The sequence below is a fragment of the Aquimarina megaterium XH134 genome, from assembly GCF_000520975.1.
GTDB lineage: Bacteria > Bacteroidota > Bacteroidia > Flavobacteriales > Flavobacteriaceae > Aquimarina > Aquimarina megaterium.
The window spans coordinates 291,125-317,109 of record NZ_JACB01000006.1; the positions used below are offsets into that span (position 1 = coordinate 291,125).

Annotated in this window: 22 protein-coding genes; 17 read left to right on the plus strand and 5 right to left on the minus strand. The window is 32.7% G+C overall.

Annotated elements, in window-relative coordinates; translation table 11 throughout:
• Nucleotides 1–2: 2 nt before the first annotated feature.
• From Z053_RS0108190 to Z053_RS0108220, 7 genes are all read left to right on the plus strand, one after another.
• The gene (locus Z053_RS0108190) at nucleotides 3–386 is read left to right on the plus strand and encodes a TraR/DksA family transcriptional regulator (protein WP_025664550.1); all 384 of its coding nucleotides are present in this window, start codon (nucleotides 3–5) and stop codon (nucleotides 384–386) included.
• Nucleotides 387–533: 147 nt separating this feature from the next.
• Nucleotides 534–1,067 (plus strand): RNA polymerase sigma factor, encoded by a 534-nt coding sequence (locus tag Z053_RS0108195; protein ID WP_025664551.1) that lies wholly within the window; start codon nucleotides 534–536, stop codon nucleotides 1,065–1,067.
• A 5-nt stretch (nucleotides 1,068–1,072) separates the two neighbouring features.
• A complete protein-coding gene (locus Z053_RS29945; protein WP_025664552.1) occupies nucleotides 1,073–1,867 on the plus strand; it encodes a HEAT repeat domain-containing protein in 795 nt (264 codons plus the stop codon).
• Between the two features lie 25 nt (nucleotides 1,868–1,892).
• Entirely contained in the window at nucleotides 1,893–2,648 is a 756-nt protein-coding gene (locus tag Z053_RS0108205) for a DUF4097 family beta strand repeat-containing protein (protein ID WP_025664553.1), read from the plus strand.
• A 35-nt stretch (nucleotides 2,649–2,683) separates the two neighbouring features.
• Complete coding sequence (locus Z053_RS0108210; RefSeq protein WP_025664554.1) at nucleotides 2,684–3,397, plus strand: DUF4097 family beta strand repeat-containing protein; 714 nt, start codon at nucleotides 2,684–2,686, stop codon at nucleotides 3,395–3,397.
• 292 nt (nucleotides 3,398–3,689) lie between these two features.
• Nucleotides 3,690–4,688, plus strand: a complete 999-nt coding sequence (locus tag Z053_RS0108215; protein WP_025664555.1) for a hypothetical protein — start codon at nucleotides 3,690–3,692, stop codon at nucleotides 4,686–4,688.
• Between the two features lie 236 nt (nucleotides 4,689–4,924).
• Nucleotides 4,925–5,527 (plus strand): lipoprotein signal peptidase, encoded by a 603-nt coding sequence (locus tag Z053_RS0108220; RefSeq protein ID WP_025664556.1) that lies wholly within the window; start codon nucleotides 4,925–4,927, stop codon nucleotides 5,525–5,527.
• A gap of 19 nt (nucleotides 5,528–5,546) precedes the next feature.
• Here Z053_RS0108220 and Z053_RS0108225 read toward each other — a convergent pair whose 3' ends face one another.
• The 5 genes from Z053_RS0108225 to Z053_RS0108245 form a co-directional block, all read right to left on the minus strand.
• Nucleotides 5,547–5,948 (minus strand): response regulator, encoded by a 402-nt coding sequence (locus Z053_RS0108225; RefSeq protein ID WP_025664558.1) that lies wholly within the window; start codon nucleotides 5,946–5,948, stop codon nucleotides 5,547–5,549.
• Between the two features lie 69 nt (nucleotides 5,949–6,017).
• A complete protein-coding gene (locus Z053_RS0108230) occupies nucleotides 6,018–6,587 on the minus strand; it encodes a 5-formyltetrahydrofolate cyclo-ligase (RefSeq protein WP_025664559.1) in 570 nt (189 codons plus the stop codon).
• The gene (locus Z053_RS0108235) at nucleotides 6,580–7,560 is read right to left on the minus strand and encodes a succinylglutamate desuccinylase/aspartoacylase family protein (protein ID WP_025664560.1); all 981 of its coding nucleotides are present in this window, start codon (nucleotides 7,558–7,560) and stop codon (nucleotides 6,580–6,582) included. The genes Z053_RS0108230 and Z053_RS0108235 overlap by 8 nt, the downstream gene beginning before the upstream one ends.
• A gap of 4 nt (nucleotides 7,561–7,564) precedes the next feature.
• Nucleotides 7,565–8,437 (minus strand): 30S ribosomal protein S6--L-glutamate ligase, encoded by an 873-nt coding sequence (gene rimK / locus Z053_RS0108240; protein ID WP_025664561.1) that lies wholly within the window; start codon nucleotides 8,435–8,437, stop codon nucleotides 7,565–7,567.
• Entirely contained in the window at nucleotides 8,437–8,913 is a 477-nt protein-coding gene (locus Z053_RS0108245) for an ATP-dependent zinc protease family protein (RefSeq protein ID WP_051476005.1), read from the minus strand. The genes rimK and Z053_RS0108245 overlap by 1 nt, the downstream gene beginning before the upstream one ends.
• 117 nt (nucleotides 8,914–9,030) lie before the next feature.
• On the opposite strand from Z053_RS0108245, the gene uvrC reads away from it, so the two are divergent.
• From uvrC to Z053_RS0108295, 10 genes are all read left to right on the plus strand, one after another.
• Entirely contained in the window at nucleotides 9,031–10,830 is a 1,800-nt protein-coding gene (gene uvrC / locus Z053_RS0108250; RefSeq protein WP_025664563.1) for an excinuclease ABC subunit UvrC, read from the plus strand.
• A 2-nt stretch (nucleotides 10,831–10,832) separates the two neighbouring features.
• Nucleotides 10,833–13,115, plus strand: coding sequence for a patatin-like phospholipase family protein (locus Z053_RS0108255; RefSeq protein WP_152538275.1), 2,283 nt, complete (start codon nucleotides 10,833–10,835; stop codon nucleotides 13,113–13,115).
• A gap of 179 nt (nucleotides 13,116–13,294) precedes the next feature.
• A complete protein-coding gene (locus Z053_RS0108260; RefSeq protein WP_025664565.1) occupies nucleotides 13,295–14,452 on the plus strand; it encodes a homogentisate 1,2-dioxygenase in 1,158 nt (385 codons plus the stop codon).
• Between the two features lie 186 nt (nucleotides 14,453–14,638).
• Complete coding sequence (gene hppD, locus Z053_RS0108265; RefSeq protein WP_025664566.1) at nucleotides 14,639–15,778, plus strand: 4-hydroxyphenylpyruvate dioxygenase; 1,140 nt, start codon at nucleotides 14,639–14,641, stop codon at nucleotides 15,776–15,778.
• 199 nt (nucleotides 15,779–15,977) lie between these two features.
• On the plus strand, nucleotides 15,978–16,970 hold the full coding sequence (locus Z053_RS0108270; RefSeq protein ID WP_025664567.1) for a fumarylacetoacetate hydrolase family protein: 993 nt from the start codon (nucleotides 15,978–15,980) through the stop codon (nucleotides 16,968–16,970).
• Nucleotides 16,971–17,456: 486 nt separating this feature from the next.
• Entirely contained in the window at nucleotides 17,457–18,236 is a 780-nt protein-coding gene (locus Z053_RS0108275; protein WP_025664568.1) for a DUF3108 domain-containing protein, read from the plus strand.
• Nucleotides 18,236–19,201 carry a tryptophan 2,3-dioxygenase family protein gene (locus tag Z053_RS0108280; RefSeq protein WP_025664569.1) on the plus strand — a complete coding sequence of 322 codons (966 nt, stop codon included), beginning with the start codon at nucleotides 18,236–18,238 and terminating at the stop codon, nucleotides 19,199–19,201. The genes Z053_RS0108275 and Z053_RS0108280 overlap by 1 nt, the downstream gene beginning before the upstream one ends.
• Before the next feature lie 12 nt (nucleotides 19,202–19,213).
• On the plus strand, nucleotides 19,214–20,476 hold the full coding sequence (locus Z053_RS0108285) for a peptidoglycan DD-metalloendopeptidase family protein (protein ID WP_025664570.1): 1,263 nt from the start codon (nucleotides 19,214–19,216) through the stop codon (nucleotides 20,474–20,476).
• A gap of 3 nt (nucleotides 20,477–20,479) precedes the next feature.
• The gene (pgi, locus tag Z053_RS0108290) at nucleotides 20,480–22,126 is read left to right on the plus strand and encodes a glucose-6-phosphate isomerase (protein ID WP_025664571.1); all 1,647 of its coding nucleotides are present in this window, start codon (nucleotides 20,480–20,482) and stop codon (nucleotides 22,124–22,126) included.
• Between the two features lie 462 nt (nucleotides 22,127–22,588).
• Complete coding sequence (locus tag Z053_RS0108295; RefSeq protein ID WP_025664572.1) at nucleotides 22,589–25,843, plus strand: TonB-dependent receptor; 3,255 nt, start codon at nucleotides 22,589–22,591, stop codon at nucleotides 25,841–25,843.
• Nucleotides 25,844–25,985: the final 142 nt, after the last annotated feature.

Consider the following 25,985-nt stretch of genomic DNA (forward strand, 5'->3'; position numbering starts at 1 on the left):
GTATGGCAGAAGATATCAAAGTAAGGTACAGCGACGCTGATTTAGCGATGTTTAAGGAAATCATCGTAGAGAAAATGGAAAAAGCACAGAAAGATTTGGAATTGCTTAGAAGTGCTTATAAAAATGATGGAAATAACGGTACAGACGACACTTCACCAACGTTTAAGGCATTTGAAGAAGGAAGTGAAACGATGTCTAAAGAAGCTAACACGCAACTTGCTATTAGACAAGAAAAATTTGTACGCGATTTAAAGAATGCTTTATTACGTATCGAAAACAAAACATATGGTATTTGTCGTGTAACAGGAAAACTAATTAATCCTGATCGATTAAAACTGGTTCCGCATGCTACATTAAGTATCGAAGCAAAAAATATGCAGAGTTAAAAACAAACAAATAATCTATAATTATAGATTTGACCTCACCGGTTTTTTAAACCAGTGAGGTCTTTTTTTTTATCTTATATCAAATAAATGTAACCTTTTTTAAAAAACAAGGTATTAGTAATAGAAACCAACCAAAAGAGTAACATCTTGAAAAATCTAACTGACGAAGAATTAATGATTCTGGTATCCAATGGTAACCTGGATGTAATGAGTGTCCTTTTTGAAAGATACCATATCAAAATCTTTAATTTCTTATTAAAAATGACGAGAGATCGAGAGATCAGCCAGGACATTACACAAGAAGTTTTCTATAAGGCGATTAAATATAGAACTTCTTATAAAAAAGGAAAATTTTCATCATGGATCTATACCATTGCCAGAAATATATTTAGCGATCATTATCAAAGTCAAAAAACAGTCGCTCAACGTTTTGAAAATGTTGAATATAAAATAGAGCAAAAAGAACAAGATCATATTGAAATAAAAGAGACCAGTGAAGAATTATACCGAGCATTAAATCAACTTAGTAAAACCGATAAAGAGCTTGTTGTTATGAATCGATATCAAGGAATAAAATACCAGGAAATAGCCGAGATTACAGGCTCTACAACAGGAGCTGTAAAAACCAAAGTTCATCGGGCTATCCATAAATTAAAAGATTATTATTTACAAAACATATAATTGTTATGAACTGTAAAGACATACAAAATCAACTGATCGATTATATAGATCATAATCTGGATCAGGAAACATATAAAAAGGTAGAAGTACATCTCAAAAGTTGTAAACAGTGCAAAACAGCCTTACAAGAACTTCAAACCGTTTTTGAGGCTATACACCATACTTCTTCTCAAGAACTTCCGGATAAAAGTTTACAAATGAACTTTGAAGAAATGTTGAGAAAAGAAAAAGAAATACTCAATGATCCTAAGGTTGTATCCTTAAATCCAAAAACCAAAAGTTCATGGAAAACAGCTTTACAGATCGCTGCAACCATTGCACTTGTTTTTTCAGGATATTTCTACGGAAAACTAGAGAACACCGCATCACTTTCTGAGGAAATGGCGGTATTAGAAAAAGAAAAATATCAAATGAAGCAAACGATGACCATTTCTTTAATAGAAAATGAATCTGCAAGCAAACGCCTACAAGCTGTAAACTATGCAGAGGAATTTGAAAAACCCGGAAATGATATCCTAAATGCTTTAATCAATAAAATGCATTATGACGATCATAGCAATGTGCGATTAGCTGCAGCAGAAGCACTGGCAAAATTTTCGGATTCTGAGATGGTTCGTAAAGCATTAATCAATGCCTTGGATATTGAACAAGATCCAGGTATACAAATTGAATTAATTCAAATATTAGTCTCCATTCAGGAAAAACGCGCAGTTCCTTCTATGGAAAAATTACTTCAGAATGAAGAAACACCCGATTATGTAAAAGATCAGGTAAAAATCGGGTTACCAAATTTAATTTAAAAATTCAATCAAAAAACAAATAGTCATGAAGAAAATAGCAATCGCATTACTAGTATTTATAGTAGCAGGAAATCTAGCTGCACAAGATTATAAACACTCCTTACAAGGAATCAAAAAAGTAAAAATAGCCTCAGAATCTGGAGTTATAGCAAAAACTCACAGCCAAAATGAAGTATTGATCAAAGGAGAAGGAAGAGAAACTCCTGAAAAAGCCCGAGGATTAAAAGCGGTATACTCTGGTGGAAGTGATAACACCGGCATAGGAATCTATGTTCAAAAAGAGGGAGAAACACTTATCATTAGAAACCTCAAAGGTATGCATAGTGAGACTTTAGAGATTTATCTCCCAAAAGAAATCAACATTACGACAGAGAGTAGTAATCTGGGGAGTCTATCTTTTAGCGGGTTTTCTTCTGAAATAGAAGCAAGAACCAATGTAGGTGGTATTACATTAAAAAATGTTACTGGCCCCATTGTAGCTAAGACTGCGACTGGCGAAATTAATATTGTATTCGACAAAGTAAGCCAAAGTTCACCTATTTCTATCGTATCTGCTACAGGAGCAATCGACGTAAGTCTGCCATCAAGCACTCCGGCAAACTTAGAATTAAAAACTTCTATGGGAGAAATCTATACCGATTTTGATATAAAATTTCCTGTTGAACATAAAAACATGAAGGTAATTAGTGGTAGAAGAGCTATAAACACCAAGCTAAATAATGGTGGAGTCGATATCACTCTGAGATCATCTACAGGAAATATTTACCTGAGAAAAAAATAATCGAGGTCATCAATTAATCAAAAAAAACAACGAACATGAAAACTGTATTAAAACTCATCCTGCTGTGTTTTGTTTCATTACAAATACAAGCGCAAAAAGTAATCCAAAAAGAACTTACCACTTCTGCTGATCTAATCAAGGTAGAATTTAAATTTGCCCAAGACATCGTTATCAAAACATGGGATAAAAGCAACGTATCATTAAAAGCCAATGTAAGTATTAATGGCGGGGAATTTGACGACTATTTTAACTTAAAAATAGACAACACTTCATCGGTTCTGGATATATCATCAGACTATGGTGACCTATTCGACAAGTGGAAGAAAGAACGGGGATCAAACGATAAAAACAATTGGGGTCCTTGCAATAATTTAGACATTGATGCCACATATACCATGTATCTTCCGAAAAATTCTACACTAAGAGTAAAAAGTATTTCTGGAAATGTTGAGTCTGAAAATTATCAGGGAGAACTAATTGTAGATATCATTAGCGGAAATATCGATATCAAAAACTATAACGGAGATCTTAATCTTAAAACTGTAAGTGGTGATATTGATATTAATGTCTCAAAATCGAGATTAAAAGCAGAAACGGTTACTGGAATGATTTATTCTGATAAAGACATGAAATTTGATCATGGTAAAAATAGGATAGTAGGAAGCAAAGTAACCGGTACTTTTGGGGATGCAAGAAGTGAACTAAAGCTTGGAACCGTGAGTGGTAGCATATTTATTAGAAAACAATAGCTAAGTACTTAAAATAACATAGAAATAGTTGCCTTGCTTCTATGGCAGCTATTTCTTGCTGTAAAACTTAAACCTATGAAACTTGATTCAACTAGGCTAATTTATTAAAATGCAGGTGAAATAAATAGTAGGTGAATCAGAATACGGGAAATTATTTATAAATCTAGAATTGTTACAGATAAAAGTAAAAAAATAAAAGCCAACTTGTAACAAACTATATAATTAATAGCTACCCCATCGGGATGACTACATAATCCTATAGCAAGCGTTCTGCAACATAAACAGATACAAAATGAACAGAATACATTTAATAATTTTACTTTTAATTCAAAACATTGCTTTATTTGGTCAAGAGTTATCCGAAATTGAAAAAAAATATGATTTTGTAGAAGTCTGGGGATTAGAAAACCAATCAAAAAAAGACTTTTTAACAGAAATAATGTCTTATCCCGAAGGGATTTGTGAACAATCTTTAATTAAAATGGAGATTATGGAAGGTAATAAATTACCAATTCCATTTTCAAATAAAATAATAATTACCATTAGAAATACTCCCAAATATGTTTCTAAAAATAATATTAAGCCCATTAACAATAAAGAATTAAAGAAATGGAAAAAATTCAAGTCTATTTATGAAAAACTTGGATTTTATGAAAGACAGCAAGTACCTATTTTTAAAAACTCATTTATAGATAATAATGAACCGAAAATAGACAGCTTGTTTAATAATTTACATTCTGAATTTAAAAGTTATGGAATAGATTTAAAAAAAGCCAAAATCCTTCAATCACTAGATGTCTATAAAAAGTATTCAAATCAATTTTCTAAAATAGATGTTTTATCTGCACTTTATCACTCCAAAAATAAAGATTCTATTCGTGAAACGGCAATGTTTATTGCTCCTAACTATCTTAAAAACCATAATGATTTAATAGAATTTTTACCATTACTTTTAAAAAAAAACAGTGGAGTTCAACCTCTCCTTGCTTCATTCATAAAAAAATACAACGGGAAAATTGATTGGAATAGTAGGATGGACTTGCTTACAAAATTGGTAAACAACCCAAATCCATATCAAAGTATATTAGCACTTCGTATTGCTGACAAAACTGGGTTTACAAAAAATAATATGAAAATTCTTTTATCTTCTGAAATGAAAACAATAAAAGAGATACTTCAATCAAAGTATTTACCAAAAGAACAAATAGATTTTCTTATTGTTTTTCTAAATAAATATTCAGATGTACCGATCGAGCAAAACAAAGAAATGTTAATTAAACAATTGGATTAAATACGTCACATAACACTTTCCGTTTCTTTTCAAATTAGACCTGGTCATTTAGGGTATTTACACATCAATGGATCAAATATGTTGAAAAAATACTAAAAGAAGACTAGTCATAATTTTTATCTTAATACTGAACAAAAGTTCATAAATCTTGTAGCTAAAACAATAAGTATCTATAAAACAAAATAAAACACTATTTTTGTCCGTCGCTTTTAACAGCCAAGCAAATTAATACTTATATGTCTTTAAAGAAATCTATTTTAGTTATAATTTTAGTGTTACTTATTGATCAGATCACCAAAATTTATATTAAAACTCATTTTACTCTTCATGATAATGTAGAGGTATTTGGTTGGTTTCGTATCATATTTGTAGAAAATAAAGGCATGGCCTGGGGATTTGAACTTCCTGGGAATTATGGCAAACTGGTTCTTACCCTATTTAGATTGGTAGCCATCACTGGTATCGGATATTGGTTGTATGATTCTGTTCGTAAAAACAGTCCCACTATTCTTACTTTTTGTATTGCATTGATTTTTGCCGGTGCTTTTGGAAATATTATTGATTCTATATTTTATGGTATTTTATTTAGTGAAAGTACACCTGTAGAGATTGCAACTTTCTTACCAGAAGGTGGTGGTTACGAAAGTGTTTTTTATGGTAAAGTGGTCGATATGATTCAGTTTACTTTCTATGATGATATTTTACCAGATTGGATTCCGTTTATGGGAGGCAAACATTTTTCATTCTTTGATCCTGTATTTAATATTGCCGATTCTGCAATAAGTATTGGTGTATTTTTATTGATTGTTTTTAACAAAAAAGCATTTCCAAAAAAATAAAACAGATCTTAAACTCTAATTAGATCAATATCCTCTCGAAGTCATTTAGCTTAATAGGTTTGGTAAGATAATCAGATACTATATCAATAGATTTGGCACGTTCTATATCTCTAGAGTCTATTGAAGAACTCACTACATAAAGGTCAATTTTTTTTCTAATTTGATTTTTGATTTTAGAAAACTCATTCAAAAATTCCCATCCATCCATCACTGGCATGTTAAGGTCTAAAAAGATAATCTGTGGTATATCTTCGTTTTCTTCTTGCTGCAAAGATTGTAGAAAAAAATCTAAAGCTTCTTTACCATTGTTAAAAACTAAAACAGATTCTGATAGTTTTTTTAGTTCAATGATCTTGCTTACTAGATTAATATAAATAAGATCATCATCAATGATACAAACACTTTCTATATTTTGGGGCATTTTTTATAGAGTACAAAATTAAAGATATCGAAATATACAAAAGTATTTCTTAATTCAGTAAACCTCTATTTATTTCTTAATCGAATACACTTTTGTTGGAGTAACACAAAAATCCAGCGGTATATCTGCAGTAGTTACATTTTCTATTTCTTCTTCAGCAGAAAAAAAAGAAAGACCAATTTTTAAAGTATTGGGATTACATTTTGCCAAAAACTTATCATAAAACCCTTTTCCGTAACCTACTCTATTTCCATTTTGATCAAATGCAAGTAATGGTACAAAAACTACTTCTATTTTATCTTCGGGAATCGGGATGCCATCAACTGGCTCAGGAATTCCCCAAGAATTTACTTTTAATGCAGTAGTATCTGTGAGTAAAAAATGCTGCAATGTATTGTCTTTAAAATTACTTTTTGACACGATTACGTTTTTATCCTTTCCCAGAAGAATATTCAACAAAAACTCTGTATTGATTTCTTTCTTTTGATGAATAGATAGAAAAATATGATAATACGACTTTTCCCAAACAGGTAGCTCGAGTAATCGGTTTGCTATATCAATGCTTAAGCTCTCAACTTCTTCGTTACTTAAATGAGATCTAAGGGCTTTATATTTAGCACGCAGTTCTTTTTTATTCATTTACTAATTCTTTGGTTATACGAAAAATAGCATCTCCTTTATACACAATTGAGGACTCATTTACATTTATAATATATCCTTCATTATTTGCTTTAACCACATGTCTCATCTTACCATAAGGATCTGTAATTGTTGCCATAACCTCTCCTTTTTCTATATGTTTACCAATGGGTACTTTAATATGTAATAAACCACTATATTTTGCGCGCATCCATACACTTTTTATAACAATCTGAGTGTCAGAATCGCGAACTGGAGCTTCGAATTCTGCTTTGAGCATTCCCAGATAGTCCAAGATTCGCATGGTCCCCTGCACTCCTTCTCTTGCTATTTCTTTGCTACTATTTTGAGATTTTCCTCCTTCAAACAATAATATGTCTTTTCCTTTCTTGGCACAAGTAGCTCGATATGACCCCTCTAGATTCTTAGAAAAAAGAGTAAATGGAGCATTAAAAATCTTTGCTAATTCTATCAATCTTTCATTTTTGGGATCCACTCTAATGTGCGGAGCATTAAATCTACTGGCTCCCCCAGTATGAAAATCCAAACAAAAATCTACTGCAGGTAAAATATCATTTATAAATTGATAAGCAAAACGACTTGCTAGAGACCCATTTTTGGTTCCTGGAAAAACCCTGTTAAGATCTCGACCATCGGGGAAAAAACGATCCATACTTAAAAATCCAAATACATTAAGTACTGGGATACATATAATACTACCTTTTGCGGGCTTATTAATTTTTCTTGCAATGATTTGCCTCACAACTTCTACTCCATTGATCTCATCTCCATGAATTCCTGCCGTAATAAGTACTGTAGGACCTGGTTTTTTTGATCTTTCTATAATTATTGGTATTTCTACTTTGGTAGAAGTATATAACTTGGCGATATTAAAATTTATAGTTGTACTCGTGCCAGGCAATACGTCTTTGCCAAGAATATTAAGTATATTTTTTTCTGTTACTTTGGTCATTGTGTTATAAACTTCTTTCAATATAACGAATAATGGTTTTTGCTATATCTTTTCCTGTAGCGTTTTCTATACCTTCTAATCCGGGAGAAGAATTAACTTCGAGAATAAGAGGTCCTCTATCACTTTGTAGCATATCTACACCTGCCACGCCCATTTTTAAAGCTTTGGCCGCCTTTATAGCTGCCTGTTCTTCTTCTTCACTAAGGGTAATCACTGATGCACTACCTCCTCTATGCAAATTAGATCGAAACTCACCTTCTTTCCCTTGTCTTTTCATAGCTCCAACGACTTGTTCATCAACAACAAGAACTCTAATATCTGCTCCTTTGGCTTCTTTTATAAATTCTTGTACAATTACACGAGCTTGTAGCCCATTAAAAGCCTCTAACACAGATTCTGCAGCTGTCTTCGTTTCAGCCAATACAACTCCTAATCCCTGAGTACCTTCTAGTAATTTAATAATTAGAGGGGCTCCCCCTACGTGGGATATCACCTCAGAAACATCTTTAGAATAATTGGTAAATACTGTTTTGGGGAGTCCCAATCCCGCTTTTGATAATATTTGTAAACTTCTTAGTTTATCTCTCGATTGCAGTAATGCTTGTGACTTAAGTGTGGTAAATACATTCATTAACTCAAACTGGCGTACTACTGCAGTCCCATAAAAAGTGATAGAAGCACCAATTCTGGGAATCACAGCATCTACATGATCTAATTTTTTACCTCGATAATAAATTTCAGGCTTTTGTTTTTCAATAATAATATCACAATTAAGAGGGTCTATCACTTGTACATTATGCTTGCGCTTTACTGCTGCTTGAACCAAGGCATTAGTAGAATACAAACTCGTACCACGAGACAAGATTTTAATGTTCATTACAAATTTTGATTATAAGACTGATTTTCTAATTGGGGGTCAACTAAAAACTTACCGCTTAGAAATTTGCGCCCAATCAATACCGGAAAACGCATATCATCGCGGGAAGATAATGTGAGGGTTATGGGGTATGTTTTATCAAATACAATAATCTGCGTTCTAATGGCATATCGTACTTCTACTTTTCCAATATTACTTTTTACTGCAGTAATATCGTAATTTTTAAATGTAAATTTTTTACCGTTATATTCTGAATGCGTTGCATCAAGAAGATTGCATTGCAATGTTTGATCAACCTCTCTTATATCGATACAATGAATAGACGAAGTATATGCTCCTGTATCGATTTTGGCATCGATACCTTTTAGCTCTAAAAGAGGAAAATCCACTTTATCAGTTCTGCCAATTATTTTCTTTTCTTTCTCCAAAAGATATGATTGATATTCGCTACTAATGTAATAAAAATCAATAAGCATTGTATTACATCCTCTCTATTTAATAGAAAACCATAACACGAACAGTAATTAACAAAAATTTAAACCCCTAATATTTGCATTACAATTCAGGTAAACCCTTAACTTTACCATTAGAATATGCAAGAAGCTACTTTAGACATACAAATTAAAATATTACCTACCAGTCCTGGAGTGTATCAATATTATGATAAAGACAACACATTACTTTATGTAGGAAAAGCAAAGAACTTAAAAAAAAGAGTCTCTTCTTACTTTACAAAAAATCATGATAACTATAAAACCAAGGTTCTTGTAAAGAAAATTCATACCATAAAACATATTGTTGTCGAAACAGAAACAGATGCTCTGTTACTAGAAAACAATCTGATTAAAAAATATTTGCCCAGGTTTAATGTCATGCTCAAAGATGATAAGACGTATCCATGGATTTGTATCAAAAAAGAGCGTTTCTCAAGGATATTTCTTACTCGCAATCTTATCAAAGATGGCTCAGAGTATTATGGCCCTTATACTTCGGTAAAAACAGTACATGTGCTTTTGGATCTTATCAAGGAACTTTACCAGCTTAGAACTTGCAGTTATGATTTATCTCAGGAAAAAATAAACAATGGAAAATATAAAGTTTGTTTAGAATATCATCTGGGTAATTGCAAAGGGCCTTGCGAAGGATTACAAGATGAAAAAGAATATCTCGAAAACCTTGAAGCTATTCGTCAAATTGTGAAAGGAAATTTTAAAGATTCTCTAAATCGTTTTAGGAATCAAATGATGGTTCATGCAGAGAAAATGGAGTTTGAAGATGCCCAGCGGATTAAGGAAAAAATACAAATACTAGAAAACTATCAGGCAAGATCAACTGTAGTGAATCCAAAGATAAGTAATGTCGATGTGTTTTCTATCATATCAGATGAATCCTATGGGTATATAAATTTTCTTCAACTGTCCTATGGTGCTATAATTAGATCTCATACTACAGAAGTTAAAAAGAAATTGGACGAATCTGACAAAGAACTTTTAGAACTTGCCATTATCGAACTCAGACAACGTTTTAACTCTACATCTAAAGAAATATTTGTTCCTTTTAATGTAGAAGTAGGAGAAGGTCTAAAAATCACAGTCCCACAATTAGGTGATAAAAAAAAGATCGTAGACTTATCTCTAAGAAATGCAAAATACCATAGACAAGAACGTTTTAAGCAAATCAAGATCATGGACCCAGATCGGCATATAAAACGTCTGATGGCACAAATGAAAAAAGACTTAAGACTACCAGAAGAGCCAAGACATATCGAATGTTTTGATAATTCGAATATTCAAGGAACTAATCCTGTTGCCGCCTGTGTAGTATTTAAAAATGGAAAACCTAGCAAGAAAGAGTATAGAAAATTTAATATAAAAACAGTAGAAGGTGCTAATGATTTCGCTTCGATGGAAGAAGTCGTATATCGACGTTACAAACGATTAACCGAAGAAGACCAGCCATTACCACAACTAGTAATTGTAGACGGAGGAAAAGGGCAGCTTTCTTCAGGATTAAAAGCTCTGGACACATTAGGTTTAAGAGGAAAAATAACTATTATTGGTATTGCCAAGCGACTAGAAGAGATTTATTATCCCGGAGATTCTATACCACTATACTTAGATAAAAAATCAGAATCCTTAAAGGTTATACAACATTTACGAAATGAAGCACATCGATTCGGAATCACCTTCCATAGACAAAAAAGAAGCAAAGCTGCTTTAGATACCGAATTAGATTTAATTCCTGGAATTGGAGAAAAAACCGTTATAGAATTATTAAAAACCTTTAGGTCTGTAAAAAGAATAAGTGAAGCTTCTAAACACGAATTAAGTGAAGTGATTGGAGATTCGCGCGCAACCAAAGTGTACAATTATTATCTTTCTAAAAAAGAATAAGCGTGACCAGACACAATACATTAAGATTTTTTTTATCTGGGATACTACTTTTAGTGTTCCTCATTCCTGATATAATTTGGTCGCAAGAAAAACAACTCTTAGAGACTCATGATGATCCCGCTATAGAAGATATAAAAATAGGATTAGTCTTAAGCGGAGGTGGTGCAAAAGGACTTGCTCATATTGGCGCTCTAAAAATAATAGAAGATGCGGGAGTACGTATCGATTACATTGGTGGTACCAGCATGGGAGCTATTGTAGGAGCTTTATATGCTTCTGGATATCGTGCAGCAGAACTCGACTCTATCTTTAGAGCTGTTGACTTTGATGCATTTATACAAGATGAACTTCCTAGAAGTGCCAAAACTTTTTATGAACGAGAAGACTCAGAAAAATATGCAGTAACTCTTCCTTTTGATAAATTTAAAATCGGTTTACCCAAAGGATTATCTAAAGGGCAGAATTTTTATAACCAATTCTCGAGATTTACAGCTCATGTAAGTGAAGTACGCGATTTTAACAATCTCCCAATCCCTTTTTTCTGTATGGCTACTAATATTGAAACCGGAGAACAAGTACTTCTGGACAAAGGATACTTGCCCGATGCTGTTGCTGCCAGTGGTGCATTACCTTCTGTTTTTAGCCCAGTAGAATTAAACGGAATTTTAATGACAGATGGAGGAGTGACCAACAACTATCCTGTTAAAGAAATTAAAGAAAAAGGAGCCGAAATAGTTATAGGGATTGATGTACAAGACAGTTTAATGTCTAGAGACCAACTAACTTCGGTAACTAATATCATGCTTCAAATAAATAACTTCAGAACTTATGAAGCTATGAAAAATAAAGTTCCTGAAACAGATCTATACATTAAACCTTCGATAACAGATTTTTCGGTAATATCTTTTGACCAGGCTGATAAAATCATTGCTAATGGAGAAAAAGCTGCATTTGCAAACTATGAAAAACTCAAAGCAATTGCAATGCGTCAAAAACCTGGACCAAAGAGTCCTGTAATTGCTAAAAGCTCAGAAAACATATTGGTGAGCAGTTTAGCCATTTCGGGAAATGAAAGATATACAAGAGCTTACATCAAAGGGAAGTTAAAACTAAAAACCCCTAGAATTACCACCTACAAAAAATTAAATGAAGGGATTAACAACCTATCTGCAACAGGAAATTTTGATCGGGTAAGCCACAAGCTCATCGACACAAAAGATGGTAAACACCTAGTACTTAATGTAAAAGAGAGTGACAACAAAATGTTATTACGTTTTGCACTTCATTATGATGATCTATATCAAACTGCAGCTCTAATTAATGTTACCAGAAAAAGCCTATTATTTGACAATGATGTATTTTCTGCCGATGTAGCTTTAGGTGATAACATTCGTTATAATCTGGACTACTATATTGATAAAGGTTTTTATTGGAGTACTGGAATAAAATTTCGTTATACTAATTTTAAAAAAGCAATTGATTTTGATTTTATAGGAAGATTTGGAGAAATCCCGGATTTAGATATTAATACCATTGATGTAGACTATACCGACTATAATGCGCAAATCTATGCAGAAACCTTATTACAACAAACCTTTTCTGTTGGCTTGGGTGCAGAATATAAACGCCTTAGTATTATTTCTGAAACATTTGGAGAAGACGAAAATCAAATTCCAAGAACTGTATTTGATGATAGTGATTATTGGAGTGCCTTTGGGTATATTAAATTAGATACATATGACAATAAATATTTTCCGAAGCGAGGATTTTTATTTGAAGGAGATATCCACACTTATCTTTTTTCTTCTGACTTTACTGAAAGTTTTGATGAATTCTCAATTACCAAAGCGCAACTAGGGTTCGCTACACCTTTATATAATGCACTTTCTATGAATATTAGCCTGGAGGCGGGTACTAAAATTGGAAATACTTCCCTAAGTTCTCTCGATTTTCTACTTGGAGGTTTTGGCGCTAAAACTATTAATAATTTTATTCCTTTTTATGGATATGATTTTTTTGGAATGACAGGGCAAAGTTTTGTAAAAGCTTTACTATCTGTAGATTATGAGATATTTAAAAAGAACCATATTAACGCATCTGCCAACTTTGCAAATGTAGGCAATAAACTATTTAGTACCGGAAAATGGTTTGAAGATCCAGAATTTTCTGGATATGCCTTGGGGTACGGCCTGGATACCTTTGCTGGACCAATACAAGTCAAATATTCTTACTCTCCAGAACTAGACGAAAGTAACTGGTTTTTTAGCATCGGTTTTTGGTTTTAAAAAATTATACTGCAAAAGAATAGAAATATTTACGATATTTGTAATGTTATGAACTTGTTTTGGCAGGATTTATTATTACTACTACACTACCTTATTAAGCGTAATCCCGAATAAGGTAGATCTGCTGTTTATTATTGTCTTATTAAAAAAAGTAGTTAATATTTTAAATTTGCAACATCATGCCTTTTTATCATACTCTTGGGGAAATCCCTCCGAAACGTCACACCATCTTTAAAAAACCAGATGGTAATTTATATTATGAACAATTATTTGGAACAATAGGTTTTGACGGAATGTCGACCAATTTATACCATTGCCATAGACCAACACAAGTAAAAGAAATTAAAGGAAGTTATAGTGTAGCTCCCAAAGTAGCTATAAAAAACAATATCAAATCTTATAGATTTCACGGTTTCAAAGTGGACCCAGAAAAGGATTATCTACAAAGTAGAAAAAATGTATTAACCAATAGTGATGCAAGCATTATTTTATCTGCTCCGCAGGAATCCACTACCGATTATTTTTATAAAAATACTGATGCCGACGAATTAATTTTTATTCATCGTGGAAGTGGAAAGTTTCGAAGTCATTTAGGTAATCTCGATTTTAAATATGGAGATTATATATTAATTCCCAGAGGAACTATTTACAAACTCGATTTTGATACTTCTGATAATCGTTTGTTTATTGTAGAATCAAGAAGACCAATTTATACTCCAAAAAGATACCGTAACTGGTTTGGGCAATTATTAGAACATTCTCCGTTTTGCGAACGTGATATCAGAGCTCCTTATGAATTAGAAACTAATGATGAAAAAGGAGATTTTCTAATTAAGGTAAAAAAGCAGGACGAAATTTTTGATATGATCTATGCAACACATCCATTTGATGTAGTAGGATATGATGGATTTAATTTTCCTTATGCTTTTTCAATACACGACTTTGAACCTATTACTGGTAGAATACATCAACCACCACCAGTGCACCAAACATTCGAGACCGATGCTTTTGTAATTTGTTCTTTCGTACCAAGATTATATGATTACCACCCAGAGAGTATTCCTGCACCCTATAATCATAGTAATATAGATAGTGATGAAGTGTTATACTATGTAGATGGTGATTTTATGAGTAGAAATGATATTGATGCAGGGCATATTTCCTTACATCCTGCCGGGATACCACACGGTCCTCATCCCGGGGCAGTAGAACGAAGTATTGGAAAAACCAAAACCGATGAATTAGCTGTTATGGTAGACACCTTTAAACCTCTTATGGTTACCGAAGAGGCTATGAAAATAGCCGACGAAGATTATCACAAATCCTGGCTTGAGTAACCATTAGAAAATGTTTTATAACCAAAATAGCTTTAAAAAAGATAATTTGTTATGCTAAATTACAGGAAAGATATTACAGCGCATCTAAGAGCCATGTGGTAATGTTTTTAAACTAACCTATTCGAGAAAATTATAAATACCTTTTTCTCATTGATTTATTTTTTAACTATATTATTTAAAAACATTATGTCGACCAATATAACACCTCAGAACTTAGAAAAAGTAGTTCCTCAAGCAGAAGATTTTTTACCGCTATTAGGAACAGATTATGTAGAACTCTATGTAGGTAATGCCAAACAAGCTGCCTATTATTACCAAGCAGCATGGGGTTTTCAAATTATAGCCTATTCTGGATTAGAGACAGGGCGCAAGGATAGCGTTTCTTATGTACTACAACAAGATAAAATACGATTGGTTCTTACCTCTCCTCTACAACCAGATGGAGATATTAATAAACATATAAATGCTCATGGTGATGCCGTAAAAGTAGTTGCTCTATGGGTTGATGATGCTACCAAAAGCTATCAAGAAACTGTAAAAAGAGGTGCTAAATCTTATATGGAACCCACCGTTGAAGAAGATGAAAACGGTCGTGTTGTATTCTCAGGAATCCACACTTACGGAGAAACTGTACACGTTTTTGTTGAACGAAAAAACTATAACGGAGTATTCTTACCCGGGTATATAGCCTGGAACAAACCCTACAAAACAAAAACTACAGGTCTTAAATACATAGATCATATGGTAGGTAATGTAGGATGGAATGAGATGAACAAATGGTGCGAGTTTTACGCCAAAGTCATGGGGTTTGCACAATTAGTATCTTTTGATGATAAAGATATTTCTACAGAATATACAGCCTTAATGAGTAAGGTAATGAGTAACGGTAACGGACGTATAAAGTTTCCTATAAACGAACCTGCCGAAGGAAGAAAAAAATCTCAAATTGAAGAATATATCGATTTTTATAATGGTGCCGGAGTACAACACATAGCATTAGCTACCGATAATATTATTGAAACCGTTTCTGCACTTCAGAGTCGAGGAATAGAATTTCTTACTGTTCCTGCCAGTTATTATGAAACTGTTTTGGATCGAGTTGGTGAAATCGATGAAGATCTTGCACCGCTTAAAGAATTAGGAATTCTTATCGATCGGGATGATGAAGGATATCTGCTTCAGATTTTTACCAAACCAGTTTTAGATCGCCCAACAATGTTTTTTGAAATTATACAGCGTAAAGGAGCTCAATCCTTTGGTAAAGGTAATTTTAAAGCATTGTTCGAAGCTATCGAGAGAGAACAAGAGCAAAGAGGTACCCTATAGAATACTTTAACATCACATTTTAAGAAAATAGACTTATTATTTTCTTGCCATTTATATACCAATTATTTAGAACTCATCTTTTAATTGGTGTATAATGTATGGTATAATATCTCTAAAAATCAAACAAAAGTTTCTCATAAAAATAGCTTTCTGAAAAGTAAATTATTATGAGTTATAAACTTTCAAGAAAAACAATACAATGAAATTAGCAACAATAAAAAATAATAGCCGAGACGGACAACTAGTTGTAGTAAGCAGAGATCTAACCAAAGCTGTAAAAGTTCCTGAAATTGCTCAAACCATGCAGGAAGCTTTGGATAATTGGGATGATATCTCTCCTAAACTAGAAAAGGTGTATGACCAGTTACAAAATAATACATTACCAAATACTTTCGATTTTGATTCGACAGAAGCCATGGCTGCAATCCCCAGAGCGTATCATTGGGCAGATGGTAGTGCCTATGTTACTCACGTAGAATTAGTAAGAAAAGCAAGAAATGCCGAACTACCAGAGACGTTCTGGACTGATCCCTTAATGTATATGGGCGCTTCTGATGCATTTATTGGAGCAAATGAAGATATCAAAATTGAAAAAGAAGAATGGGGAATAGATTTTGAATCTGAAGTCGCTGTAATAACAGATGATGTTCCTGCTGGTGTAAGTGCAAAAAATGCTCAAAAGCACATTAAACTTGTGGCAATCATTAATGATGTTTCATTAAGAAATCTAATTCCTAACGAGTTAGCTAAACAATTTGGATTTTATCAATCAAAACCATGGACTACATTTTCTCCAGTAGTAGTTACACCAGATGAACTAGAGGATGCCTGGAGTAATGCTAAAGTACATCTACCATTAATCTCTACACTAAACTCTAAAGTTATAGGATCACCTAATGCAGGAATAGATATGACTTTTGATTTTGGTCAATTAATTGCTCATGCAGCCAAATCAAGGTCTTTAATGGCCGGATCTGTAATAGGGTCTGGTACTGTTGCAAATCAAGGTAGTCCTAATGGATCAAGCTGTTTGGCAGAAGTTAGGTGTTTAGAAATTATAAAAAACGGGGAACCATCTACTCCTTTTATGAGTTTTGATGATCGTATAGAAATCGAAATGAAAAATAAAGAAGGAGAGACTATTTTTGGAAAAATAGATCAGGTAGTAAAACAATACGAGCCTATAAATTAAGTAAATTATAGATATACTATTTTTAATCAAAAAATAAATCAGTCTATCCTGTGAGAAATAGATCAAATCTTTTTTCAGATGTATAACAGTTATTGGTTAAAAAAGCAGCCGAAATATACTTTTTTTATTGATTAAAGCTATTTTTTGATTTTTGAGAAAAATGCATTTTTCACAGCAAACGATATAAACTTTTGTTAAATTTCATAATAAAAAAACGTTTTCGTTTGATAATTATTCAAAAAAAGTTCATTTTTGCATTTATAGGTGGAGTGGTTACTGCCTATATCTAAAACAATAATTATTCTCATAATTTAAGTTTTTAGTTGGTTAATAAAAGTAAAGAAGAGAGCTGTGGTGGCTCTCTTTTTTTGTTTATATTTTTAGATTAGATAACAACATTCATTTTTATCTCTTCATATTAAATAGTATTTTTGGAATGGATATTGTAATTAATATGTATATCAAATAATAACAATGCCCTAAACTATGAAAAAGTGTATTATCATATTGCTTTTGATAACAAGTATAGTTCCTGCTTTTGCTCAAGATAGCCATAAAGCATTCGATTCTGGAGAATGGTTTAAGTTTAGAATTCATTATGGCCTTTTTACAGCTAGTTATGCTACACTTGAAATTAAAAAAGAACAGTTAAATGGTAAACCGGTACATCATATAATTGGTACAGGTAAATCATCTGGTTTTTTAAGCGTCTTTTTTAAAGTAGAAGACTATTATGAAACTTATATTGATATCGATAGAGTAAAACCTTATCGTTTTATTCGAAAAATAAATGAAGGAGGACATACTAAGAATATAGAAATTAACTTCGATCATAATGAAAATAAGGCATTAGTTTTCAACAAAAAGCACAATACAAAAAAGTCTTACCCTATACAATCTGATGTACAGGACATGATGTCTTCTTTTTACTACTTGCGTAATAATATTAATACATCTTCTCTAAAAAAAGGAGACGAACAGTATGTAAATATGTTTTTTGATAATGAAAGCTATCGTTTTAAGTTAAAGTTCTTAGGACGAGAAGTAATTAAAACCAAAATGGGTAAAATTGCATGTTTAAAATTTAGACCCTATGTTCAAGCAGATAGAGTTTTTAAAGAAGAAGAAAGTATGACTGTATGGGTTAGTGATGATGACAATCGAATGCCTGTAAGAATAAAAGCTGATATCCTAGTTGGTTCGATAAAAGCAGATTTAGATGCATTTAAAGGACTTAAACACCCATTTAAAATTATAGTAGATTAATGAATGAATCTATACAACCAGAGATCGCCGAAAAAATAAAGCAACTAGAAAAAAAATTTAAAAATTCTGGCCAGGATTTGGGATCATATTTAGATGGCCTGCTTCATGATCGATATTTAACCTATTGGGATTATATACATTTAGACACTTTATTAAGTTTACAAATCCCTAGAACACATTTTCCCGATGAAGAAATTTTCATCACTTATCATCAAATTACAGAGCTCTATTTTAAATTAATCATACACGAGCTAAAGCAAATTATTGATGATAAATTACAAAATGCTGCATTTTTTACTGCTAAAATTGATCGGGTAAATCGTTATTTTAGAGTCCTGATCAATTCTTTTGATGTTATGATTAGAGGAATGGACAGAGAACAGTTTCTTAAATATCGAATGTCTCTTCTACCTGCAAGTGGTTTTCAATCTGTGCAATTCAGGTTGATCGAGATATATTCGACCCCTCTGGCAAATCTAGTGAGCACAAAGGAAAGAAGTATGTTTTCTGAAAAAGATGTTCTCGAAGATGTATTCGAACATTTATACTGGAAATCTGGTGCTACCGATAAAGAAACCGGCGAAAAAACACTTACACTTAAGCAATTCGAATATCGATATACACCAAGAATGATGCGTATTGCTCACCAGGTACAACACAGCACTATTTTTCATAAATATCTCGAACTACCAGAAAAAGAACAAAATAATGTGCTCCTTATCGAAGCATTACGTACTTTTGACACTAATGTGAATGTTAATTGGTTATTAATGCACATGGGTGCTGCCTATAGGTATCTCAATAAAGAGAAAGGTGAAGTTTTGGCTACAGGAGGAACGAACTGGAAAAGTTTCTTGCCTCCAAGTTTTCAAAGGATTATGTTTTTTCCTAATCTTTGGACTAAGGAAGAAAAAGAAAACTGGGGTCAACAATGGGTTACTCATCAATTTAATACCGCAAAATAAAATAGTCGTCAGTTGAAGCAAATAGGTTATTTACTACTTATAGCGGTAGTATTATTTTCATGTAAGAAAGAAACAAAAGAAGCAAAAATTATTGTTCCCGAAGTTATCGAGGAAGAAAAAGCACCCCCTATTATAACCGAATTTGGTTATGTCCTAAATGATTTTAATGTTGTGAAAGACACCATACGTCCCGGAGATAGTTTTGGTGCTATTATGGATACTCATGGCATAAGCAGAACTAAAGTATTCGAGATCACCAATACAATTAAAGACACTTTTAATGTAGCCAGGATTCAGGCAGGAAAACCTTATATGCTTCTTAAATCAAAAGATACTACAGAAAAAGCCCAGGTATTTGTATATCAAAATAATAAAATCGATTATACTGTGATCGATTTTAGAGATAGTATTATTGCTAAAAAAAGCAAAAAACCGGTAACACTGGTTGAAAAAACTGCTTCAGGAACTATAAACAGCAGTTTAATGCAAACATTTGATGATATGGATCTCAATTTTCTGGTTGCATATAACATGGCAGATATTTATGCCTGGACTATTGATTTCACAAGATTACAAGCCGGAGATAGATTTAAGGTAGTTTATACAGAGAAATTTATTGATGACACTATTCCTGCTGGAGTTGACCAAATTAAAGCATCATATTTTGAGCACAGAGGTAAACCAATCTATGCTTTTAGATTTATGGATGATTCTATCAATAATTCTGTAGATTACTATGATGAAGAAGCTAATAATTTGCGTAGAGCATTTCTTACTGCTCCTGTGAAATTTAGTAGAATTTCTTCTCGATACAACCTTAAACGTAGAATTAAATACTATGGCTACAAAATAAGACCACATAGAGGTACTGATTTTGCTGCTCCTATAGGCACTCCTATACTAGCCACCGCAGACGGTATTGTAACCAAATCCGAGCGCAAAGGTGGAAACGGTAAATATGTAAAAATAAGACATAATGCCACTTATGACACTCAATATCTACACATGAGCAGACAAGCTGTAAAAGTAGGTGAATTTGTAAAGCAAGGAGATGTTATAGGGTATATTGGGATGACCGGTAATACAGGAGGTCCTCATGTATGTTACAGATTCTGGAAAAACGGAAAAGAAGTAGATCCATTCAAACAAGATTTGCCAGCTTCAAAACCATTAGCCGACAGTCTTAGACAAGGATTTTATAACCACATCGAACCTTTAAAGACCGAACTAGATAGTATTTCTTTTAAACCACAAAAACCACTGGAAATTTTATAAATCATGACATTACCAACTATTAACCCAACCACCACAAAAGCCTGGGAAGCATTACAATCTCATTATGAAACTATAAAAAAAACACATCTTAAAGATCTTTTCGAACAATATCCAGATCGTGCTACTGACTTGTCGATTGAATGGAAGGACTTTTATGTAGATTATTCTAAAAACAGAATAGATAAGACTACAAAAAAATTATTATTAGATCTGGCTAGAGAAGTAAAACTTGATGAAGCCATACAATGTTATTTTGACGGAAGCACTATCAATGAAACAGAAAATAGAGCTGTTCTACACACTGCTCTTAGAACACCATCAACACATCAAGTCACCATTGATGGGAAAAATATAATTTCGGAAGTTACAAACGTAAAAGAAAAAATAAAGTCCTTTAGCCACCAGGTTATTTCAGGAAATCTTAAAGGGTATACAGGTAAAGCTTTTACAGATATTGTAAATATTGGTATTGGGGGGTCTGATCTTGGCCCTGCTATGATTACAGAGTCCTTAGCTTATTATAAGAATCATCTTAACCTACATTTTATTTCTAATGTAGATGGAGATCATGTTCATCAAAACTTAAAAAATTTAAACCCAGAGACTACTTTATTTGTAGTTGTATCTAAAACTTTTTCTACTCAAGAAACGATATCCAATGCTACAACAGCAAGAAATTGGTTCACCAAAAATGCACCAAAAGAAGCTGTAGGAAGCCATTTTGTAGCCGTGTCAAGTAATATTTCTAATGTGACCAACTTTGGGATTGCAGAAGAAAATATCTTCCCACTATGGGATTGGGTTGGGGGTCGCTTTTCTTTATGGAGCGCAGTTGGATTATCTATATGTTTATCTATAGGTTATGAAAATTTTGAAGCTCTGCTAGTAGGTGCTCATGAAATGGATGAGCATTTTAAGAACACTCCTTTTGAAGAAAATATTCCAGTAATTTTAGGAATGCTTAGTATATGGTATAATAATTTTTTTAATGCAGAAAGTGAAGCTATCATCCCATATTCTCAATATTTACATAGATTACCAGCATACCTGCAGCAAGGTATTATGGAAAGTAACGGAAAAAGTATCGATCGCAATGGTAACCCTATTAACTACCAAACGGGTACAATTATCTGGGGCGAACCAGGTACCAATGCCCAGCATGCCTTTTTTCAATTGATTCATCAAGGGACAAAATTGATTCCAGCAGAGTTTATTGGCTTTAAGCACTCTTTATTTGGAGATCAGGATCATCAAAATAAATTAATGGCCAACTTTTTTGCACAAACAGAAGCCTTGATGAATGGTAAAACACAAGAAGAAGTGCTTCAGGAATTAAATGCAATAAACACCTCTGAAGAAACACTGAAAAAACTATTGCCTTTTAAAGTATTCGCAGGTAACAAACCTACTACTACTATTTTAATTGACACCCTTACCCCAAAAAGTTTAGGAGCACTAGTATCAATGTATGAACAACGTATTTTTGTTCAAGGTATCATATGGAATATTTTTAGCTATGACCAATGGGGTGTAGAATTAGGTAAGCAATTGGCTACTACGATCTTATCAGAAATCGATACTCATGAGGTTAAAAAACATGATTCGTCAACAAATACGCTTTTACAACGGTATTTAAAGAAATCTGAATAATAAATCTATTTTCAGAAAATAAAAAAATAAGTTTTCAAATCAATTTGTAACCATAAATTGATTTGAAAACTTATTCTCTTTTTGGTACTAGTAATATGTTAATATTAATCTATTTAGCATCTATTTTTCATACTCTGGACGTTTTTTTCACCCAATGTTGCAAGATTGTATCAATTTTTAATTAACAATTTCTTAGTTAATAACTTTTTAATATCTTCAATTAATTAATAATCAATCTGGTACAAAAAAAAATTATCTTAAAAACTATAATACAAATCTGTATAAAATTTAACATTTTAATAAACTATGCACGCATAAAGATTCGTTCTTTTGCGAAGATTATTAACTCTATCAAATATTTACGAAACTGGATACGATTTAAATGATTTTTAAACCTTATAGTGTTATTATTTTAATCGTTAAGAGTTTCATGAGACAATTAAAAACAACTAAAACACACTCATGAAAAAGATTACATTTTTATTTGTTGTAATCCTTATGGCAGTCGTTGGGGAAACGTTTGCGCAAGGGGTAACCAAATCTTCCATTAATGGTAAGATAACTGATAATACAGGACAAGCTCTTCCTGGTGCCAATGTAGTTGCGATCCACACTCCATCTGGAACAAAATATGGTGCAATTACCGATTTTGATGGCTTTTACAGAATAGCAAATATGAGAACTGGTGGACCATACAAGGTTACTATTTCTTATGTTGGTTTTAAGGATTATGTAAAAGACAATACTTTTCTTCAATTAGGAGATTCGCAAAATATCAGCACTCAAATGATTGAAGAGGCTAGTGCTCTTGAACAAGTTATAATTACAGTAACTAACAATAGTGTTTTTGATTCTGGTAAAACAGGTACAGAAACTACGGTGACAGAGAGACAAATTAATTCTTTACCTTCGGTATCAAGATCTGTTGCCGACTTTGTAAGAATTACACCTCAAGCTCAAATAACTGAAGGAGACGATGGTTTTTCTGTTTCTTTAGCTGGGCAAAATAACAGATACAATGCCTTATATATTGACGGAGGGGTAAGTAATGATGTATTTGGTCTTGCCGGATCAGGTACTGATGGTGGACAAACAGGGGTAAATCCATTCTCAATCGATGCGATTGAAACTTTTCAAATTAACATAGCTCCTTTTGATGTAAGACAATCAGGATTCTCTGGAGGTGCTATAAATGCAATCACTCGATCAGGAACAAATACCATAGAAGGATCTGCCTATACCTATTTTAGAAACGAAAGTCTTGCAGGAAAAACTCCTCCAAGTTTAGTAGGAACTGGTGAATCAAGAGAAAAATTATCTGATTTCTCAGCAAAAATTTATGGAGCTCGTATTGGTGGTCCAATTATAAAAGACAAATTATTTTACTTTGTTAATTACGAGAGAGAAGAACAAGAAACTCCACAGCCATTTAATTTTAGCAACTACCAAGGAAATGCTACTTTGGCTGATATCCAAAATCTATCTAATTTCTTACAGACAACATATGGTTATAATCCTGGTGGGTTTGACAATAATACAAGAACATTAGACAGTGATAAATTAACCGTTAAATTAGATTGGAATATTAATGACAACCATCAATTAAGTCTAAAGCACAATTTTGTAAAAGCTGAAAATTTAGAAGCAAGAAATAGTGGTAACAGAAATATTGGTTTTATTAATGGTTCTGAGCTTTTTGAAAGTACTAAAAACGAAACTACTTTAGAATTTAGTTCTTCTATAGGAAGTTGGGCTTCTAACAACTTACTTATTGGTTATAAATCGGTAAGAGACGATCGTGATCCTTCTGGTAACCCATTTCCAACTGTTGATATTCGTGATGGTGGAGGAACAATTTCTTTTGGAGCAGAACCTTTTTCTACTGCAAACCTATTAGATCAGGATATTGTTAATATAGCCGATAATTTTGAGATTTACAGTGGTAAACACACAGTAACTATAGGTACTCAACATGAGTTTTCAAAAATTAAAAACTTATTTTTTGCTTTTAATTACGGAGATTACACCTTTAATAGTTTAAGTGATTTCTTTAATGGTATTATTGATGAATATCAAAAAGGATATTCTCTAGTAGGAGGTAATGCCGTAGGTGATGAGTCTTCTGGAGCATCTGAATTTAAATTATATCAACCAAGTTTTTATGTTCAAGATGAAATAAGTGTAACTGATAATTTTAAATTAACAGCTGGACTAAGAGTTGATGTTCCTATTTTTGATGCGGGTGCTGAAAATCCTGATTTTAACGATAGAACTATTCCTCTTCTTGAAGCTGCAGGAAAAGATCTTCAAGGTGCAAGAGTAGGTAAAAAAATAAGACCTTCTGCACATTTATCTCCTCGTGTTGGATTTAACTGGGATGTAAAAAATGATAAGACTACTCAAATACGCGGTGGTTTTGGTATTTTTACTTCAAGAATCCCATTAGTATGGCCAGGTGGTTCATATAACAATAATGGTATTACCGGTGGATTTACTGGCGGCTTTAATCTAGACCCTTCTACAATAACTTTTAACCCAAATGTTAACCAACAACCTGTAGCCGTAGCACCAGGAACTGGAGAAACAGCAGGAAATATTGACATTTTCACTCCTGATCTAAAATTACCTCAGGTAATGAAATACAATATCGCTATTGATCAAAAATTACCACTTTGGGGATTAATTGCAAGTGCAGACTTTTTATACACAGATGTTATTACTAATATTTATTATCAAAACTTAAATATTCGTGGACCAGAAGGAACTTTAAATGGTGCTGATAACAGACCGTACTACAGTGATAGTTTCGGAGATCGAATCGACAATACTTATGGAAGAATAATTCTTGGAACCAATACTGGTGAAGGATTCTCTTATAATACATCTTTTACCCTAAGAAAACCTTTTGACAACGGATTTCAAGGAAGTGTATCATATTCTTATGGTGAATCAGAATCTGTTTTTGATGGTACTTCTTCACAAAACAGTTCACAGTGGAGAAATATTCAAACAGTAAATGGTAAGAACTCTAACATCCCAAGGTCAAGATCTGATTTTTCACAAGGATCTCGTTTTTCTGCTAATGTTAGTTACGAAAAAGAATACCTAGGGTTTATGAAATCGACAATTGCATTATTTTATGAAGGTACACAAGGTGCTCCTCACTCTTTTGTTTACAGAGAAGGTAGAGACCTTTTAAATGATGATTCTAGAGATAATGCTCTTATCTACATCCCTTCAAACGCAAGTGAAATTAACCTTGTTCCTTTTAGAGATCGCGACGGAAACATAATCCCAGGATCAGCTACTCCTGCAGAACAGTGGGCTTCATTAGATGCTTTTATAGAAGGAAATGATTATTTAAGAAAAAGAAGAGGTGGATATGCAGAACGTAATGGAGATAGAGGTCCTTGGAGTCATGCTATTGACTTAAAATTCTTACAGGATTTTTATATCAATACTGGTGATAAGAAAAATACGCTTCAGCTTTCTCTTGATATTTTCAACTTTACTAATCTTTTAAATAAAGATTGGGGAAAACGTAAATTTATCCCTGGAAATGTTGCATTAATTGAAACAGTAAGAGGAGGAACAGCAGATCCTGAGTTTACTTTTGACGCTAGTTCTTTTGAAGACGGAATTGAACAAATAGATGACAATGGTCTTCAATCATCTAGATGGCAAATGCAAGTAGGATTACGTTATATATTCAATTAAGAGAATTTATAAAACAAATATCAAAAACCTCATTCGAAAATCGAATGAGGTTTTTTTATGCTCTCAATTTCTGGTCTTTATTATCTATACTTAAACGAATAATAAACCATCACAAACTCCGTTGTAAATTTCTGATATTGAA